The sequence below is a fragment of the Mesorhizobium sp. M0166 genome, assembly GCF_040322255.1.
GTDB lineage: Bacteria > Pseudomonadota > Alphaproteobacteria > Rhizobiales > Rhizobiaceae > Mesorhizobium.
This window is the reverse complement of record NZ_JAMYTD010000021.1, coordinates 46,206-62,091: the sequence shown is the minus strand read 5'-3', so window position 1 is coordinate 62,091 and position 15,886 is coordinate 46,206. Positions and strand designations below refer to the sequence as shown.

Genomic DNA, 15,886 nt, shown 5'->3' with positions numbered 1-15,886 from the left:
GGTGCCGCTGGTGACGCATCACGCAGCCTTTGGGCAACTGGGCTTCGGTTCACCGGGCAGCTTGCCGTCGACATGGCCGGCCAAGTCCTTGTTGAGCTCGTAGACTGGCCCGACCACCAGAGGCCGGTCGGGCAGGACCGACTGGTCGAGCGAGGATGTCAGAGTGGTCTCGAAACTCTGCAGCAACTTGCCGCTGGAATCCTCGATGCGGATCGACACCGCATAGGGCCTGTCCTTGACGACGCAGGTGAGCGGCGGGCTGGTGAGCGTCACATGCGGCAGCTTCGGCCATATTTTCTGGGTGACGATGATCGGATCACCACCGGCCGGGTTCTGGAAGGAGACCACAGCGACCTGTCCCTCACCCACCGGCCGCAGCGGATTGAGGGTGATGACATAGGTGGCGATACCCAGCCGGTAGTTGAACTCGAACAGCTTCCCGGAAATGGCGAACAGCTGATCCTTGCCGGAGTCACGGCAGGCGCCGAGCGTGGCCGCCGCGAACAACGCCGCGACGACAATCATCGCGCGCGAACATTTCTTAGACATTGGTGACCTCCCTGGCCGCGGTCCGGCGGCGATAGTATCGGATTGCCTTCTGGCGGTTGCCGCACACCGCCATGTCGCACCAGAGGCGGCTGGAATTGCGGCTTCGGTCGACAAACAGCCAGCTGCAGTTCGGACATATCCTCAGCCTGGCGATGGTGTCGCTGCGCAGCAGCGACAGCGCCGAGACCGCAAGCGCCGCTTCGAAGGCAATCGGCGTCGCCGGATCACCGAACGGTTTTCCAGGCGTGCCGATTTCGGTGCGGCCATGGGCGAGGCCATCGGCGCAGGCTTCCAGGAATTTCGGCATATCGCCGGTCGCGATCGCATCTTTCGACACCGCGCCGCGAAACAGCCGATCGGTCGTCTCCCGGATCGACAGCACCACCGGTGCGATCTTTTCAGGCGCCGGCGCCACGAGCCGCCTGCCGCCGAGCTCGGCGGCGCGAAAGCCGCTCGCGGCTTCGGCAAAGCGGGCGATCTCGGCCGGATCGTCGAAACGGTCGAAGGTTTTCTCCGGATCGTTCCGCAAAACGACGGTGTTCGCCGTGTCGAGCGCCAGCATGCCACCGGTGAAGCGGTGCGGAGTCCAGGATACTGTCATACGGCGAAATCTAACCGATAAATCGCGTTTGACAAGTTAGATTCCGGGTGCAACGCTCCTCACTGAGGTGATCGCCGTATTGAGAATGTCGTTCGCCCCAAACCCCCGCCCCGATTGCGGGGCATGCATCGAGGGTCTTGCATGCTCTATTTCTTCCAGCAGGTTCTGAACGGGCTGCATTCGGGCGCGCTCTACGCATTGCTTGCCTTCGGCTACGTGCTGACCAACGGCATCCTGCACCGTACCAATCTTGCCTATGGCGCGCTGTTCGCCTTTTGCGGGCATACGATGATACTCACCGCGGCGTTCGGCTATCAGGCGCTGTGGCTGACGCTGTTTGCATCGGTCGCGCTCGGCGTAGCGGCGGCATTCCTTTATGCGGCGCTGCTCAGCCATGTCCTGTCGCGAAGCATCTTCGAACCGCTGGCCGACCGCTCGCCCAACGCCATCGTGGTGACGACACTCGGCATATTGCTGGTCTTGTCGGAAGCCAGCCGCATCGCCGCCGATACCCATGACCTATGGTTGCCGCCAATGCTGGCCCAGACCATCGTCTTCGCGCAGAATGCCAGCTTCAAGGCGACGTTGACGCTGATCCAATTGCTCGATTGCGCCGCCGTGCTGGCGGCTATTGCGCTGGCTGCGTGGGGGTTCACGCATTCCAGCTTCGGCCGAAGCTGGCGTGCCGTATCCGACGATCCCAAGGCCGCTGCGATGTGCGGTGTCGATGTCCGCGCGGTGTTCCGGCGTGCGGTGCTTTTCGGCGGCCTTTGCGCGGCACTGGCTGGCGTGCTCGCCGCCTTCTACTACGGCAACATCAGCTTCGGCACAGGGTTGGTCTACGGGTTGAAAATCCTGTTCGTGACCGCAGTGGGCGGCTATCTTTCGCCTTTGCGGGCGGCACTGGGCGCCGCCGCTTTCGGCATGGCCGAATCGCTATGGGCCGGCTATTTCCCGCTCGAATGGCGGGACGGCTGGATGTACCTGTTCCTCGTCGCCATGCTTGTGCTAATCGGCTCCGGCCGCGACCAACAGAAGATCGCCTGAGCCGCATCCGACTTTGGTTGGATGAAAGAGCCGCATGTCCTTGGAGATGCAAAGGACGCGGTAGCATTTTGCCGGGCATCACCTCACAACCGTGTTTATGCGGGCTGTCCCATGTTGACCCGCCGAACCACGCACTGCATACCGTTGGTCCACAGCGACGCGACGGACAGGGAACCGGCGTGCTCTGACACAAGGGAGGAATGCATGGCAGGGCTTCTCGCTCTTTCCAGAGCCATTGATCGTTTGAACGAATTCATCGGCAAGTGGGTATCGTGGCTGATCCTGCTGGCAATCCTGGTAAGCGCCGCCAACGCCGTCATCCGCAAGGTGTTCGACATGTCCTCGAACGCCTGGCTGGAATTGCAATGGTATCTGTTCGGCGCCGCCTTCATGCTGGCCGCCGCCTACACTCTGAAGCAGAACGACCATATCCGCATCGATATCGTCTACGGCATGTTCTCGCGCCGCGTGCAGCACTGGATCGACCTTTTCGGTCACGTCTTCTTCCTGATGCCGTTCGTGACGTTGATGGTGGTCTATTTCGTTCCCTATGTGTCGCTGTCGTATCGCAGCGGGGAGATGTCGAACAATTCCGGCGGGCTGATCATCTGGCCGGCGAAGGCGATCCTGCTGGTCGGCTTTTTCCTGCTCGCGCTGCAGGGCATTTCCGAGATCATCAAGAAGATCGCCATCATGCGCGGTCGGATGGACGATCCCACTCCGTTCATATCGGTGCATGAGCAGGCGGAACTCGAAGCCAAGGCGCTCGTCGAAGAGGTGCGCTCGTGATCGAGTTCATCGCCCAGAACATGGCGCCGATCATGTTCGCCTCGCTGGTCATCTTCCTGCTGATCGGCTACCCCGTCGCCTTCTCGCTCGCCGCCAACGGTCTGATGTTCTTCTTCATCGGCGTGCTTCTGTCGCCCTATTCGGGCGGCTCGATCAATCTCGCCTGGCCGTTGCTGCACGCGTTGCCGGATAATTTCTATGGCAGCCGGGTGATGTCGAACGATACGCTGCTGGCGATCCCGTTCTTCACCTTCATGGGCATCGTGCTCGAACGATCCGGCATGGCCGAAGACCTGCTCGACACGATCGGCCAGTTGTTCGGACCCGTCCGTGGTGGCTTGGCCTACGCTGTGATTTTCGTCGGCGCGCTGCTCGCCGCGACGACCGGCGTGGTGGCAGCTTCCGTCATCGCCATGGGTCTGATTTCGCTGCCGATCATGCTGCGCTACGGCTACGACCGGCGGCTGGCATCCGGCGTCATTGCCGCGTCTGGGACGCTCGCCCAGATCATCCCGCCGTCGCTGGTGCTGATCGTCCTGGCCGACCAGCTCGGCCGCTCGGTCGGCGATATGTACAAGGGCGCGCTGATCCCCGGGCTCATTTTGACCGGCATCTACATGCTCTACATCCTGCTCATGTCGATCTTCCGGCCGAAGTCGATGCCGGCCCTGCCGCTTGAGGCCCGCACGCTGGGTCACGGCGTGCTGTCGCTGCTGGCGGCGCTGCTGGCGACGGTGGTGGTTTCCTATGCGGCGTATCGCTACCTCGCGCCGAACCATGGCGGCAACGCCGATATCCTCGGCGCCAGTATTGGCGTCATCTTCATCTATGTCGTGGCGATCGTCGATCAGCGCCTGAAGATCAACCTGATGTCCAGGCTGGCGCAGCAGGTAATCATCGTGCTGATCCCGCCGCTGGCGCTGATCTTCCTGGTGCTGGGCACCATCTTCCTCGGCATCGCCGCGCCGACGGAAGGCGGCGCCATGGGCGCCGTCGGCGCGCTGGCGATGGCGGCGATGAAGGGGCGGCTGTCGCTCGACGTGATCAAGCAGGCGCTGGCCTCGACGACCAGGCTGTCGTCCTTCGTTCTGTTCATCCTGATCGGCGCGCGGGTGTTCTCGCTGACCTTTTACGGGGTCAATGGCCACATCTGGGTCGAGCACCTGTTGACGTCGCTGCCGGGCGGTGAAGTCGGTTTCCTGATTGGCGTCAACATCCTCGTCTTCGTGCTCGCCTTCTTCCTCGACTTTTTCGAGCTTGCCTTCATCATCGTGCCGCTTTTGGCACCGGCGGCCGATAAGCTCGGCATCGACCTGATCTGGTTCGGCGTGCTTTTAGGCGTCAACATGCAGACCTCCTTCATGCATCCGCCCTTCGGCTTCGCGCTGTTTTATCTGCGCTCGGTCGCCGCGCGCGTGCCCTATCTCGACCGGCTCAGCGGCAAGCAGATCGCGCCGGTCACCACAGGGCAGATCTATTGGGGCGCGGTGCCCTTCGTCTGCATCCAGGTCATCATGATCGGCCTGACCATCGCCTTCCCGCAGATGGTGATGCACTACAAAGGCACCGCCGTCGATCCGGGCACCATCAACTACCAGGTGCCGGAGACGCCTGGCATCCGCTTGTCGCCGCTTGGCGCGCCGCCGGCCAACGGCGGCAATGCCCCGGCCTCACCTTCCACACCGGATTTGTCGCAGCCGCCGAGCTTCGACGAAAAGCCGCCCGCGAAACCGGCGGCACCGGCAATCGATCTGTCGCAACCACCTAGTTTCAACTGAGGAAGGCCCGGCAGCCATGAAGGCGGTGCGACTGGAGCGAGTGGGTGGCCTCGCCGTGTGCGAGGTCGAGAAACCGACCGCCGGGCCGAACGATCTGCTGGTGCGGATCGAGGCGTGCGGCGTCTGCGGCACCGACAGGCATCTTTTCCATGGTGAATTCCCGTGCACGCCGCCGGTGACGCTCGGGCATGAATTCTCCGGCATCGTCGAGGCGATCGGACCTGCCGTATCCGGCTTTTCCGTTGGCGACCGCGTCACCGGCGACCCCAACATTGCCTGTGGCCGGTGCGCACATTGCCAGGCAGGCCGGGTCAATCTCTGCAGCAATCTGCGCGCCATCGGCATCCATCGGGACGGCGGCTTTGCCGAATATCTTGCCTTGCCGCAGAAACAGGCCTTCGTCTTGCCAGGCGATCTGGCGCCGACGCATGGTGCTTTCTGCGAGCCGCTCGGTTGCTGCCTGCATGGCGTGGACCTTGCCGCGATCAAACCAGGCTCGTCGGTCGCGGTGCTCGGCGGCGGCGTGATCGGCCTGCTCACAGTTCAGCTGGCAAAGCTCGCCGGTGCGACGACCATCATCCTGTCGACGCGTCAGGCCTCGCGGCGGGCTCTTGCCGAGCAACTTGGCGCAACGGCGACGGTCGATCCCAGTGCTTCCGACGTCACCGACACGATCGTCGGCCGGTCGGGTTTGATGCCGGGCGGCGTCGACGTGGTGTTCGAATGCGCCGGCGTGAAAGACACTGTTGAGCAGTCGATGCGGCTGGCCAAAGCAGGCGGCACCGTTGTCATCGTCGGCGTGATGCCGCAACGCATGAAAGCGGCGTTCGAACCGTTCGACCTGCTGTTCCGCGAGTTGAAGGTCCTGGGCTCCTTCCTCAACCCCTTTACCCATCGCCGGGCCGCCGATCTTATCGCCTCCGGGGCGATCGAGGTAGACCGGCTTATATCGCGGCAGGTCACGCTTGAAGAGTCAGCTGCAGTGATCGCCAATCCGCCTGCGCCGGGCGAGGTCAAGGTTCTGGTGGTGCCCGGCTGATCGCAAACGGAATGCTCTGCGGCGCCAGCGTCCCGAAGGAACGCCGGCGCCGCAGAGCAGCAAGATTCAGAGCTTGCTGTTGCGCTGCTGGACCATCATGAAGGTGTCGTAGTTGTACTCGGCCACCTGCGCCCAGAGATAATGCTCCTTGCGGAACGCCTTGATCGAGTCCCAGATCTTCTTGAACGGCGCGTTCGAGGCTTCCATCTCGGCATAGACTTCGTTGGCCTTTTCGAAACAGGCGGCCATGATCTCCTGGCTGAATGGGCTCAACTTGGCACCGCCGGCAACCAGCCGCTTAATCGCCGCCGGATTGAGATAGTCGTATTTCTGCAGCATGTTGGCGTCGGCTGCTTGAGCGGCAGTATGCACCAGCGACTTGTAAGCCGGCGAAAGTTCGTCGTATTTCGCCTTGTTGAACATCAGGTGGACAGTCGGGCCACCTTCCCACCAGCCGGGATAGTAGTAATAGGGCGCAACCTTGTAGAAGCCGAGCTTCTCGTCGTCGTAAGGGCCGACCCATTCGGCGGCATCGATCGTGCCTTTTTCCAGCGCCGGATAAATGTCGCCGCCGGCGATCTGCTGAGGAACCACGCCGAGCCTTTGCACCACTTTGCCGGCAAAACCACCGATACGCATCTTGAGGCCGGAAAGGTCGGCGACCGTTTTGATCTCCTTGCGGAACCAGCCACCCATCTGCACGCCGGTATTGCCGCCCGGCAGTCCGAACAGACCCTGCGTCGCCAGGAACTCGTTGAACAGATCGATGCCGCCGCCATGATAGTGCCAGGCGTTGATGCCGCGCGCGTTGAGTGAGAACGGAACCGCCGCTCCCAGCGCCCAGGTCGGGTCCTTGCCCCAGTAATAGTATGCCACCGTATGGCAGGCCTCCACTGTGCCGGCAGTGGTGGCATCGGCGGCCTGCAGGCCGGGAACGAGTTCGCCGGCGGCAAAGACCTGGACCTGGAAGTTGCCGTCGGTCGCCTCCGACAGCATCTTGGAAAACACTTCGGCACCGCCATAGATCGTGTCGAGCGACTTCGGGAAGGACGACGCCAGCCGCCAGGTCACTTTCGGATTGGACTGGGCGATGGCCGGCGCGGCAAGTGTCGCGGCAGCGGCCGCGGCGCCAACGCCGGCGGTGCCGGCCTTGCGGATGAACGAACGACGATCCATGAAGTTCCTCCCTTTTGGATCCACTGACCGACATTCGGGACACTTCGGCGCCCGGATCGGCTTCGAGCCGACAATACACAGGCAAGGAGTCGAGTCCAGCGCGGCAGTCCGGTTTGAGGGGCGCATTTCGGGGAAATTCACGGCGTTGGGGCAGATCTTGCAACTATAGTCTAAGGTCGATTAACTGGCCTACGCGACACGCCGAAACTTGCCATGGAAATGCGCCTTCGGATCGCCTATTTTGCAGGCAGATAATTCGTTGCACCCGATGGGATCCGGACCAAATGCACCAGCCGCTCGTCGCAATATCGACCGACGTCCGCCAGTTCGACAATTACACCTGGCATGCCGCGCCGCAGCAATATCTTGAGGCGGCGCGTTCGGGGGCAGGCGTGTTCCCGCTGCTGGTACCGTCCTTCGGCGACCGGCTCGACTTCGATGAACTGCTTTCCGCAGTCGACGGCGTCATGGTCACCGGTTCCAAATCGAACGTTCATCCCTCGCTGTATGGCGGTGACGCCAGCGAAGCCAATGGTCCTTACGACCCCGCCCGCGACGCCACCACGCTGCCGCTGATCCGCCGGGCGGTGGAGCGCGGGGTGCCGTTGCTCGCCATCTGCCGCGGCATCCAGGAGATGAATGTGGCGCTGGGTGGCACGCTGGCCACCGAAATCCAGGAACGCGCCGGTTCGCTCGATCATCGTGCGCCGGCAAGCGACAATCAGGACGAACGCTTCGCCATCCGCCAGAGCGTGTCGATAAAACCCGGCAGCTGCCTGGCCGGGGTCTTCGGCGCCGGCGACATCATGGTCAATTCGGTGCATCGCCAGGCCATCGACCGGCTTGGCCCAAAGCTCCAGGTCGAAGCGGTCGCGGCCGACGGCACTGTCGAGGCGGTTTCGGTGCGCGATGCACGGGCTTTCGCCGTCGGCGTCCAGTGGCATCCCGAATACTGGGTCAAATCGGACAGCATCTCGGTAAAGATATTTCGCGCATTCGGCGATGCGGTGCGCCTGCATCAGGCGGCGAAATCGGGTGCGCGCGCAGCCGCGGAATAGTCCTGCCGCGCTCGTTAGTTGCCGGCCGACGCCAGCGTCAGCAGCGGTAGCGCCGGCGCGTAGGATTCGTAGCCATCGCCGTCGGCGACTGAGAACATGACGATCGGATCGGTGCCGTTGGCGCTGAAGGTGACCGTACCGTCATCCTGCTCTCGCCAGAACTTCGCCTGCTCGACACCGGGCAACACCCGGCGGCAATTCGCGGCGACCGTCAACAGCGACAGGCCTTGCGAAATCTCGGCGCCGCGGCTGACCGCACAAGAGGCCTCGTCGCCATGGGCTACCAGCCTGTAGTTGCTGGACGAAGGTGTTGACTCACTGGCTGCGCGGCTTTGACCGCTACCGGCGTAAAACAGCTGGACGCTGCCGAACAGCACAGCGACTGCCATCAATGCAGGAAGCGTCTTCATCCTGGTTCTCCGCGCATTTCAAGCGCGCCGCGTTCGAAGAGATCAGGGAGGCGCGCTTCATCTTGCTGTCATGTGCTGTCAGGCGGACATACACTGCGAAGGGCTCAGAATGATTCCCAAGGGTTAAGCTGAAGTTAACAATAAAATGGCGGTCACAGCCTCGCCTTGACGTTTGCCGTCTCCGGCACCGGCGTCAGCGCCTTGCGCTGCGAAAACCACGAAACCAGATTGTCGACGCACAGGTCCGCCATGGCGCGGCGGGTGTGCTGCGAGGCCGAGCCGACATGCGGCAAAAGCGAGGTGTTGGGCGCGGCAAGCAACGCCGCTGGCACATTCGGCTCGTCGGCAAAGACGTCTAGGCCGGCAGCGGCGATGCTGCCGCTGTCAAGTGCGGCGGCAAGGGCTGGTTCGTCGACCGTACTGCCCCGGCCGATATTGACGAAGACGCCGTTCGGCCCGAGAGCCGAGAGGATTTCGGCATTGACGGCCTTTTCCGTCGAAGCCCCGCCGGGCGCCACCGAGATCAGTGTGTCGACCGCCTCAGCGAGACCTTTCAGCGTCGGGTGATAGTCATAGGACAGGCCTTCGACGCGGCGCCGGTTGTGGTAGGCGATTGGCAGCCCGAAAGCGTCGAGCCGGCGGGCAATGGCGAGGCCGATGCGGCCCATGCCAAAGATACCGACATGGCGCCCGCGCAGGGTCAGCCGGCTCAGCGGATAGTTGCCTTTGCGCAGCCAACTTCCGTCGCGCAGCCAGGCCTCGGCGCGCGGCAGTTCGCGGATGGTGTTGATCAGCAAGCCGAGCGCCGTATCGGCGACCTCTTCGGTCAGCACATCCGGGGTGTTGGTGACCATGATGCCGCGCCGTGCGGCGTGGCGGACATCGACCGAATCATAGCCGACACCGAAATTGGCGATGATCTCGAGCTTTGGCAGCGCGTCCATCAACGCGGCGCTTATGCCGCCAAAGGCGGCTATGCCGCGCACCGTACGGCGCATCTCGTCGGTGACCAGCGACGGATCGGCGCGTTCGATACGGACGCGGCTGAACGCCCCCTCGATGCGGCCGACCGCATGATCGTTGAACTGGCCCGGCACCAGAATGGCGACAGCTTGCTGTTCGGTTTTTGTCATGCACGTTCCACCGGTTTGCCGGTCGACTGGCGCACATGCAGTTCCGGCTTGATCAGTTCCTGCGACGGCCGCACCGTCTGTCCGTTGAGTTTGTCGAGCAGCGCGCTGGCGGCCCGGCGGCCAACCTCACGCTGGCCGTTCCAGACCGTGGTCAGCGCCGGTGTCGCGATCGCCGCCTCCTCGAGGTCGTCATAGCCAGTAACGGAGATGTCGATGCCCGGCACCAGACCGGCGCGCGCAATGCCGTTCATCAGCCCGATGGCGACGAGGTCATTCCAGCAGCAGGCCGCGGTCGGCCTGTCCTTCAGCGCCAGGAACTGCCCGGCAGCCTCGAAGCCCGCCTGCTTGGTGCGTGGGCCGGCGATGCGCCAGGATGGCCTGACCTCAAGCCCCGCCGCCTCCATGGCGTTGACATATCCCTGATAGCGGTCGCGGCCGGTCGACGTCTGATCGGTGCCGCCGATCATTGCGATGCGCTTGTGGCCAAGCGAGATCAGATGATTGGTAGCAAGCCCGGTGCCATAGGCATCATCGCCGCGAAACACCGGCACGTCGGCACCTTCGACGGTGCGTGCAATCAGCACTGCCGGGAGACCGTTCTCCTCGGCCATGATTATGTCTTCGGGCGGCGTGCCGATGGCCGGCGACATGATGACGCCGTCAGCGCCGAGCTGCAGAAGCGTGTCGATGAAGGTGCGTTGTTTCTCGAGCTGGTCGTAGTGGTTCGACAAGATGAAGGTTTGCCGGCTGCGGTCGAGTTCGCTCTCGATCGAACGCAATATCTCGGCAAAGAACGGGTTCATGATGTCGTGGACGACGACGCCGACTATGCCCGAGCGCGAGGTGCGCAGGCTGGCGGCGCGGCGGTTGTAGATATAGCCGATGGCGCGGGCATGTTCCTTGATGCGGTCGCGGGTGCCGCCGGCGACCAGCGGGCTGTCACGCAAGGCCAGCGAGACCGTGGCCGTGGACACGCCGAGTGCATCCGCGATGGTCGAAAGCTTGATCTTCTGTGCCAGCGCCCTGCGCTCCCGAAGCAATTTAAACTGTTTAAAGGCCGGCTCTTATGCCATCGATCCTGAGCAAATCAAAGTTTTTTTGCCAGCGCCTCCGCCTCCGCGTCCAGCGTCGCGCGGTTGCGCAAGCGAAGCCGGTGCTCGCGGTGGACGATGTAGAGGCCGCTGGCGACGATGACGGTGGCACCGGCCAGCGTCCAACGATCGGGAAACTGGTTGAAGACGATCAGGCCGGAGACGATCATCCAGATCATTTGCGAATAGGGATAGGGGGCCAGGGCCGTGGTGGTGGCGAGGCGATAGGCCTGCACAAGAAGCCAATGGCCAAGGGCGCCGAAAACGCCAAGCATCAGCAATATGAACCAGTGCCAGCCATCCTGCGGCAGCGAAAGCGAAAACGGCAGTGTCGGCAGCAGCAGGACGGCCGGCGCCAGCGCCGAAAACAGGATGAGGCTTTCCGAGGTTTCCGTCGTCGACATGCGGCGCGTCATGATGACGTAGAAACTGTTCGACAGCATCGAGCCGAGCGCAAAGAGATGGCCGACGCCAAAAACCCCGACGCCCGGCCGGGTGATGATGAGGACGCCGACAAAGCCGCCCATGATCGCCAGCCAGCGCCGCCAGCCGGCCCATTCGCCGAGCAACGGACCGGCAAGCGCGGTGATCACCATCGGGCCGAAGAAGTAGATCGAGGTGGTTTCCGCCAGCTGCAGCGTCCGCAGCGCCAGAATGTTGCATATCGTCGATCCGAACAGGAGCAGACCGCGCGTGAGATGCGCCGGCAGGTTGGCGGGGCGAAAGCGCAGCGGCTCGCGCCATCCGCGCAGAAAGACGCCGACGATCAGCACATGGACCGCGAAGCGGGTCCAGGCGACGATCAGCGCCGAGACGCCGGCCAGGACAAGATATTTGCTGCTGGTGTCGAGGAAGGTGAAAAACACGTAGACGGAAAGCATGCACAGGATCGCCGCCGGCGATGTCGCGCTTTCGTCATGTCTTGGGGGAGCATTCAATTTCAGGCCGGACGGGAAGCAAGGCAGTCCCTCACCAATGCGGCAATTGTCGCCTGCGGGCAAGCCAAAATGGGCTGGCACAACGACAGCCGCCGACAGGCTCAGTTTTTGTTTCTTGGTGGCCGACCCAGTGGCCGACGACTCAGGTGTGCATGCGGGCGCCCTTGGTGATCTTGTCGACGAGCTTCTTTTCGGCGCGAAGCGCGATGCCGACCACCTTGGCATCCTCCGGCGCAAATTCGGCAAAGACGGCACGGTTGGCCAGATCATACCCAGTCGAAAACATTTCCTCGACATAGAGCGAGACCGTCACACCACGCTCCAGCGCCCGCCGCTGGATCGCGCCGAGCGTCTGGCCGTCCGCCGAAAGCACGATGACCGGCTGGATCGACAGCGGGTTGTAGATATTGCCGGCGCGATCACGGTAGGGGTCGCCGATAATGTCGGGAAATTGCGCGACGATGCCGCTGGTCAGAAAGGCGGTGACATTGAGCTTCTGCCAGACGGGAAGGTCATCCTTGAGCACGATTGCAAATTTCGTATCGAACATGCGACAGTTTCCAATCCGAAAAGGGGGTCCAATCCGAGGCTGCGAGTGAAGCGATGCCGCACGATCTAGACCGGGAAGCCTTTCAGGGTCTTGGACGTTTGTGCATGGATGCAGCCGAAAACTGCATCGTACCGGCACCCCGTGCTGCCGGCATGGAACGCATCGAGGCCCGGTTCCACGGCAACGCCTTCGATCTCCATCGCCACGACACCTATGCGATCGGGGTGACGCTTTATGGCGTGCAGCGCTTCCGCTATCGCGGCCAAACGCATCAGAGCCTGCCTGGCCAGATCATTATCCTTCATCCCGACGAACTGCACGATGGCGGTGCTGGCACCGAAGATGGCTTGCGGTACAGAATGCTGTATTTGGAGCCGTCCTTGATGCTCGATTGCCTCGGCGGCGGATCACTGCCATTCGTCGGGAATGCCGTGGTGACAGACCGCGATCTCCGGGCGACGCTGCTTTCGGCGCTCGGGCCGCTGAATCAGGAACTGGACGAGCTGTTTGTCGTCGATTTCATGACGCAGCTTATGCAAAGCCTGGCCCGGCACGCCGGTCAGCCGGCGAAACCGGTAGCGAAAACTGCGTGGCGCGCCGCCAGCCTGGCGCGCGACTATCTGGAGGAAAATGTCGCGCGGATTGTACGTTCGGATGAATTGGAGGCGATAACCGGATTGGACCGGTATGCCCTGTCGCGGCATTTCCGCGCCACCTTCTCCACCAGCCCGCACCGGTTCCTGCTGATGCGCCGGCTTCAACGAGCCCGTCGGATGATCGAAGCCGACGAGCCACTGGCGCAAATCGCCATCGCAGCCGGCTTCAGTGACCAAAGCCATTTCAATCGGCATTTCAAAAAGGCGTTCGGCGTCACACCGGGACGCTGGTCGGCACTCACGCGACGGCCGTCAGTGGCGAACGCGTGAGTTATTCAAGCATCTTGTCTTCGATGTCCAGTTCGTCATCGGGGAGCACCATTTCGCCGTTCGACAGGTTCGCCTCGACACGGGCAAGCAGCTTGAACAGCGCTTTCTGGTCCTTCTTGTCGAGACCCTTCAATGCCTGCTTTTCGGTCTTCTTCACCGATTTCTCGATGGCGTGGATGATTTCGCGGCCGGTGTCGGTGAGGAAGATATGCGCCTGGCGGGCATCGGCGGACGAGGCGCGCTTGTCCAGAAAGCCCTGCGCCTGCAGCCGGTTGATGGTCTTGGTGATGGTCGGCGGACGCACGCCGAGGCGGCCGGCAAGATTGCCGGGCGTCTGCCCGTCCTCGCGGTCGAGCGCCAGCATGATCTGGTCCTGGCCGGCATAGAAGCCATGCGCCAGAAGCCGGGCGGCGAGCGCCGTGCGCGCCAGCCGCGCCGCCGAATGCAGCCGGCTCATTGTTGCAGTCTTGTCCGCCTTGGCCATGCTCATCCCTCCTCGGCCGAACCGGTGCGGGCAGCATAGAAGCAGGCCGCCGATTGGCAATGACGATCGAAAACATTCCGGCTCGGAAAATAGCTTTGCCGGCAAGCTTCGCGGTGTTCGCCGTGGCTAATGCCAGATGTTTATTTCAGTTAGATGACAAACGACTTTCCGCAATGGCTGGATGGGGACGTGACGAGGCGTTCTCAACCGGCCTTCACCGCGACCACCATCAAGGCCTGAAAGGCGTCCGCCATTTCCCGCAGCGCTGCCTGCGACAGCGGCCCGGCCTGCCGCGCAATGCCGTCCCGCGCGTTCGATGTGTCGCGTTTGCCGGGGCGATCTTTATAGGGCGCGACGGTGGCGAATATCTGCTCGCTAAGGCTGTCGGGGAAGAACATCTGGCCGGTCATCACCGAGCGGTCGTCGGGGAAGATCTTGAAATGGATGTGGGTGGTGCGGCCGCGATACCAGCCGGGATAAATGGTGGCGAACGAAGCGATGCCGCTTTCATCGGTTCTCTGCCAGCCGCGGAGAAAGCTCTGGCCGGACGTGTCGATATCCTGCCCGTCGCCCTGTCCGGGATAGCCGGAATAGGCGCCCTGGGCGTCGCAATGCCAGATATCGACGCGTGCGCCGGGAAGCGGCCGGCAGGCGGCGTCGACGATTTGCAGCCGCACATTGAGGGCGATGCCTTTCTTGCCCTCGGTGACGTCGGTGCGTTCAAGCTTCGGGTCGAAATAGAACGGCCCTTCGGTGACCTCGGGCGTGATGGCGCAGACGCCGGCACCGGCTTCGAACAAGGCAAGCCCGGCATAGGGCGAAACCTGCCCGGCCCTTGCACCGGCTGGCAGGAATATGCCGCCAGCGGTAACCGCAACGAGGCGGAGCGCCTGCCGACGGCTTAGTGGCAAGGACTTGTCGGACATCTGGCGCCTCTTCAGTGCGAACAGCCCCTGTAAATGATCCTCGGCCTATCTAGGCCCTACCGCCAGCCCGCGCCAATGAAAGTTCGGCAATGTGAGGAAAGTTCGGCAATACCGGCCTCTCTTTGGCCCACAGGTTTGCCTCGTGCAAAAGCCGAGCACACATCCTATATGGAGCCGACAATCCCTATTCGAGGCACAATATGAGCGACGCACAGACGCAGATCCCCGTAACCGTCCTCACCGGCTATCTCGGCGCCGGCAAGACGACACTGCTCAACCGCATCCTTTCGGAAAACCATGGCAAGCGCTACGCCGTCATCGTCAATGAATTCGGCGAGATCGGCATCGACAACGAGCTGATCGTGGAATCCGACGAGGAAATCTACGAGATGAACAATGGCTGCGTCTGCTGCACGGTGCGCGGCGACCTGATCCGCGTCGTCGAAGGCCTGATGCGCAGACCCGGCCGCTTCGACGCCATCGTCGTCGAGACCACAGGCCTCGCCGATCCCGTGCCGGTAGCGCAAACCTTCTTCATGGACGACGACGTGCGTTCCAAGACCAGGCTCGATGCGGTGGTGGCGCTGGTCGACGCCAAGCACCTGCCGCTGCGTCTGAAGGATTCCCGCGAGGCCGAGGACCAGATCGCCTTTGCCGATGTCGTCGTGCTCAACAAGACCGATCTGGTCACCCCCGAAGAGCTGAGCAAGGTGGAGGCGACGATCCGCGCCATCAACCCGGCGGCACGAATCCATCGCACCACACGCGCCAGCGTGGCGCTGTCCGAGGTGCTCGATCGCGGTGCGTTCGACCTGTCCCGGGCGCTGGAGAACGATCCGCACTTCCTCGAGGCGCATGACGATCACGACCATCATGATCATGATCATGACCACCATCACCATGATCACGACGGCCATGATCACCACGATCATGACGGGCATCATCATGCGCACGCTTCCGACATCCATGACGTGACCGTGCAGTCGGTGTCGCTGCGCGGCGGCGAGATGGACCCGAAAAAGTTCTTCCCGTGGATCGAGAAGGTCACCCAGATGGAAGGCCCGAACATCCTGCGGCTGAAAGGGATCATCGCGCTGAAGGGCGATGAAGAGCGCTATGTCATCCAGGGCGTGCACATGATCATCGAGGGCGATCACCAGCGCGCCTGGAAGGACGGCGAGAAGCACGAGAGCCGGCTGGTGTTCATCGGCCGCGAACTCGACGCCGAGCGGCTTAGGAACAGTTTCGAGGCCTGCCAGGCCGCTTGATTTAGTTGCCCTTTCTTCCTTCTCCCCTTGTGAGAGAAGGAGCAGCCCGCAACGCTGGCGGTCTCTCCTCACGACGATCCGAAGCACGGGTTGAGACCCGCAGCTCAACCCCTTAAGGGTGAG

The 15,886-nt window shown here is 62.7% G+C and carries 17 protein-coding genes; 7 read left to right on the top strand and 10 right to left on the bottom strand.

What is annotated here, in order from left to right:
* Positions 1–18: 18 nt before the first annotated feature.
* Positions 19–549 carry a hypothetical protein gene (locus NKJ46_RS21910; RefSeq protein ID WP_352667516.1) on the bottom strand — a complete coding sequence of 177 codons (531 nt, stop codon included), beginning with the start codon at positions 547–549 and terminating at the stop codon, positions 19–21.
* Positions 542–1,150, bottom strand: coding sequence for a CGNR zinc finger domain-containing protein (locus tag NKJ46_RS21905; RefSeq protein ID WP_352667513.1), 609 nt, complete (start codon positions 1,148–1,150; stop codon positions 542–544). The genes NKJ46_RS21910 and NKJ46_RS21905 overlap by 8 nt, the downstream gene beginning before the upstream one ends.
* A gap of 141 nt (positions 1,151–1,291) precedes the next feature.
* On the opposite strand from NKJ46_RS21905, the gene NKJ46_RS21900 reads away from it, so the two are divergent.
* The 4 genes from NKJ46_RS21900 (at position 1,292) to NKJ46_RS21885 (ending at position 5,803) form a co-directional block, all read left to right on the top strand.
* Positions 1,292–2,197: a branched-chain amino acid ABC transporter permease gene (locus NKJ46_RS21900; RefSeq protein ID WP_292658326.1), complete on the top strand. Its 906-nt coding sequence runs from the start codon at positions 1,292–1,294 to the stop codon at positions 2,195–2,197.
* 204 nt (positions 2,198–2,401) lie between these two features.
* On the top strand, positions 2,402–2,986 hold the full coding sequence (locus tag NKJ46_RS21895; RefSeq protein ID WP_352667510.1) for a TRAP transporter small permease subunit: 585 nt from the start codon (positions 2,402–2,404) through the stop codon (positions 2,984–2,986).
* On the top strand, positions 2,983–4,764 hold the full coding sequence (locus NKJ46_RS21890) for a TRAP transporter large permease (protein ID WP_502903429.1): 1,782 nt from the start codon (positions 2,983–2,985) through the stop codon (positions 4,762–4,764). The genes NKJ46_RS21895 and NKJ46_RS21890 overlap by 4 nt, the downstream gene beginning before the upstream one ends.
* Positions 4,765–4,780: 16 nt before the next feature.
* Complete coding sequence (locus NKJ46_RS21885; protein WP_352667508.1) at positions 4,781–5,803, top strand: zinc-dependent alcohol dehydrogenase family protein; 1,023 nt, start codon at positions 4,781–4,783, stop codon at positions 5,801–5,803.
* Between the two features lie 66 nt (positions 5,804–5,869).
* Here NKJ46_RS21885 and NKJ46_RS21880 read toward each other — a convergent pair whose 3' ends face one another.
* Positions 5,870–6,979: a TRAP transporter substrate-binding protein gene (locus tag NKJ46_RS21880; protein WP_352667505.1), complete on the bottom strand. Its 1,110-nt coding sequence runs from the start codon at positions 6,977–6,979 to the stop codon at positions 5,870–5,872.
* A 284-nt stretch (positions 6,980–7,263) separates the two neighbouring features.
* On the opposite strand from NKJ46_RS21880, the gene NKJ46_RS21875 reads away from it, so the two are divergent.
* Positions 7,264–8,037, top strand: a complete 774-nt coding sequence (locus tag NKJ46_RS21875) for a gamma-glutamyl-gamma-aminobutyrate hydrolase family protein (protein ID WP_352667502.1) — start codon at positions 7,264–7,266, stop codon at positions 8,035–8,037.
* 14 nt (positions 8,038–8,051) lie between these two features.
* Here NKJ46_RS21875 and NKJ46_RS21870 read toward each other — a convergent pair whose 3' ends face one another.
* The 5 genes from NKJ46_RS21870 to NKJ46_RS21850 all read right to left on the bottom strand — a co-directional run bounded on the left by NKJ46_RS21870 (position 8,052) and on the right by NKJ46_RS21850 (position 12,159).
* On the bottom strand, positions 8,052–8,447 hold the full coding sequence (locus NKJ46_RS21870) for a hypothetical protein (RefSeq protein ID WP_352667500.1): 396 nt from the start codon (positions 8,445–8,447) through the stop codon (positions 8,052–8,054).
* 152 nt (positions 8,448–8,599) lie between these two features.
* A complete protein-coding gene (locus NKJ46_RS21865; RefSeq protein ID WP_352667497.1) occupies positions 8,600–9,580 on the bottom strand; it encodes a 2-hydroxyacid dehydrogenase in 981 nt (326 codons plus the stop codon).
* Positions 9,577–10,599, bottom strand: a complete 1,023-nt coding sequence (locus NKJ46_RS21860; RefSeq protein WP_023676245.1) for a LacI family DNA-binding transcriptional regulator — start codon at positions 10,597–10,599, stop codon at positions 9,577–9,579. Before NKJ46_RS21860 ends, NKJ46_RS21865 begins: the two co-directional genes overlap by 4 nt.
* Before the next feature lie 68 nt (positions 10,600–10,667).
* Complete coding sequence (locus tag NKJ46_RS21855) at positions 10,668–11,552, bottom strand: DMT family transporter (RefSeq protein WP_352667495.1); 885 nt, start codon at positions 11,550–11,552, stop codon at positions 10,668–10,670.
* Positions 11,553–11,751: 199 nt separating this feature from the next.
* A complete protein-coding gene (locus NKJ46_RS21850) occupies positions 11,752–12,159 on the bottom strand; it encodes a DUF2000 family protein (RefSeq protein WP_352667492.1) in 408 nt (135 codons plus the stop codon).
* 53 nt (positions 12,160–12,212) lie between these two features.
* Here NKJ46_RS21850 and NKJ46_RS21845 point away from each other — a divergent pair, with 53 nt between their 5' ends.
* Positions 12,213–13,085 (top strand): AraC family transcriptional regulator, encoded by an 873-nt coding sequence (locus NKJ46_RS21845; protein ID WP_352667489.1) that lies wholly within the window; start codon positions 12,213–12,215, stop codon positions 13,083–13,085.
* Between the two features lies 1 nt (position 13,086).
* Here the strand turns inward: NKJ46_RS21845 and NKJ46_RS21840 are convergent, their stop codons facing one another.
* Together NKJ46_RS21840 and NKJ46_RS21835 are read right to left on the bottom strand one after the other, a co-directional pair.
* Positions 13,087–13,569 (bottom strand): MarR family winged helix-turn-helix transcriptional regulator, encoded by a 483-nt coding sequence (locus NKJ46_RS21840; protein ID WP_352667486.1) that lies wholly within the window; start codon positions 13,567–13,569, stop codon positions 13,087–13,089.
* Between the two features lie 203 nt (positions 13,570–13,772).
* Positions 13,773–14,495 carry an intradiol ring-cleavage dioxygenase gene (locus NKJ46_RS21835; protein ID WP_352667484.1) on the bottom strand — a complete coding sequence of 241 codons (723 nt, stop codon included), beginning with the start codon at positions 14,493–14,495 and terminating at the stop codon, positions 13,773–13,775.
* A gap of 200 nt (positions 14,496–14,695) precedes the next feature.
* Between NKJ46_RS21835 and NKJ46_RS21830 the strand changes: the two genes are divergently transcribed.
* A complete protein-coding gene (locus NKJ46_RS21830) occupies positions 14,696–15,763 on the top strand; it encodes a CobW family GTP-binding protein (RefSeq protein ID WP_352667481.1) in 1,068 nt (355 codons plus the stop codon).
* The last annotated feature ends 123 nt before the right edge of the window (positions 15,764–15,886 follow it).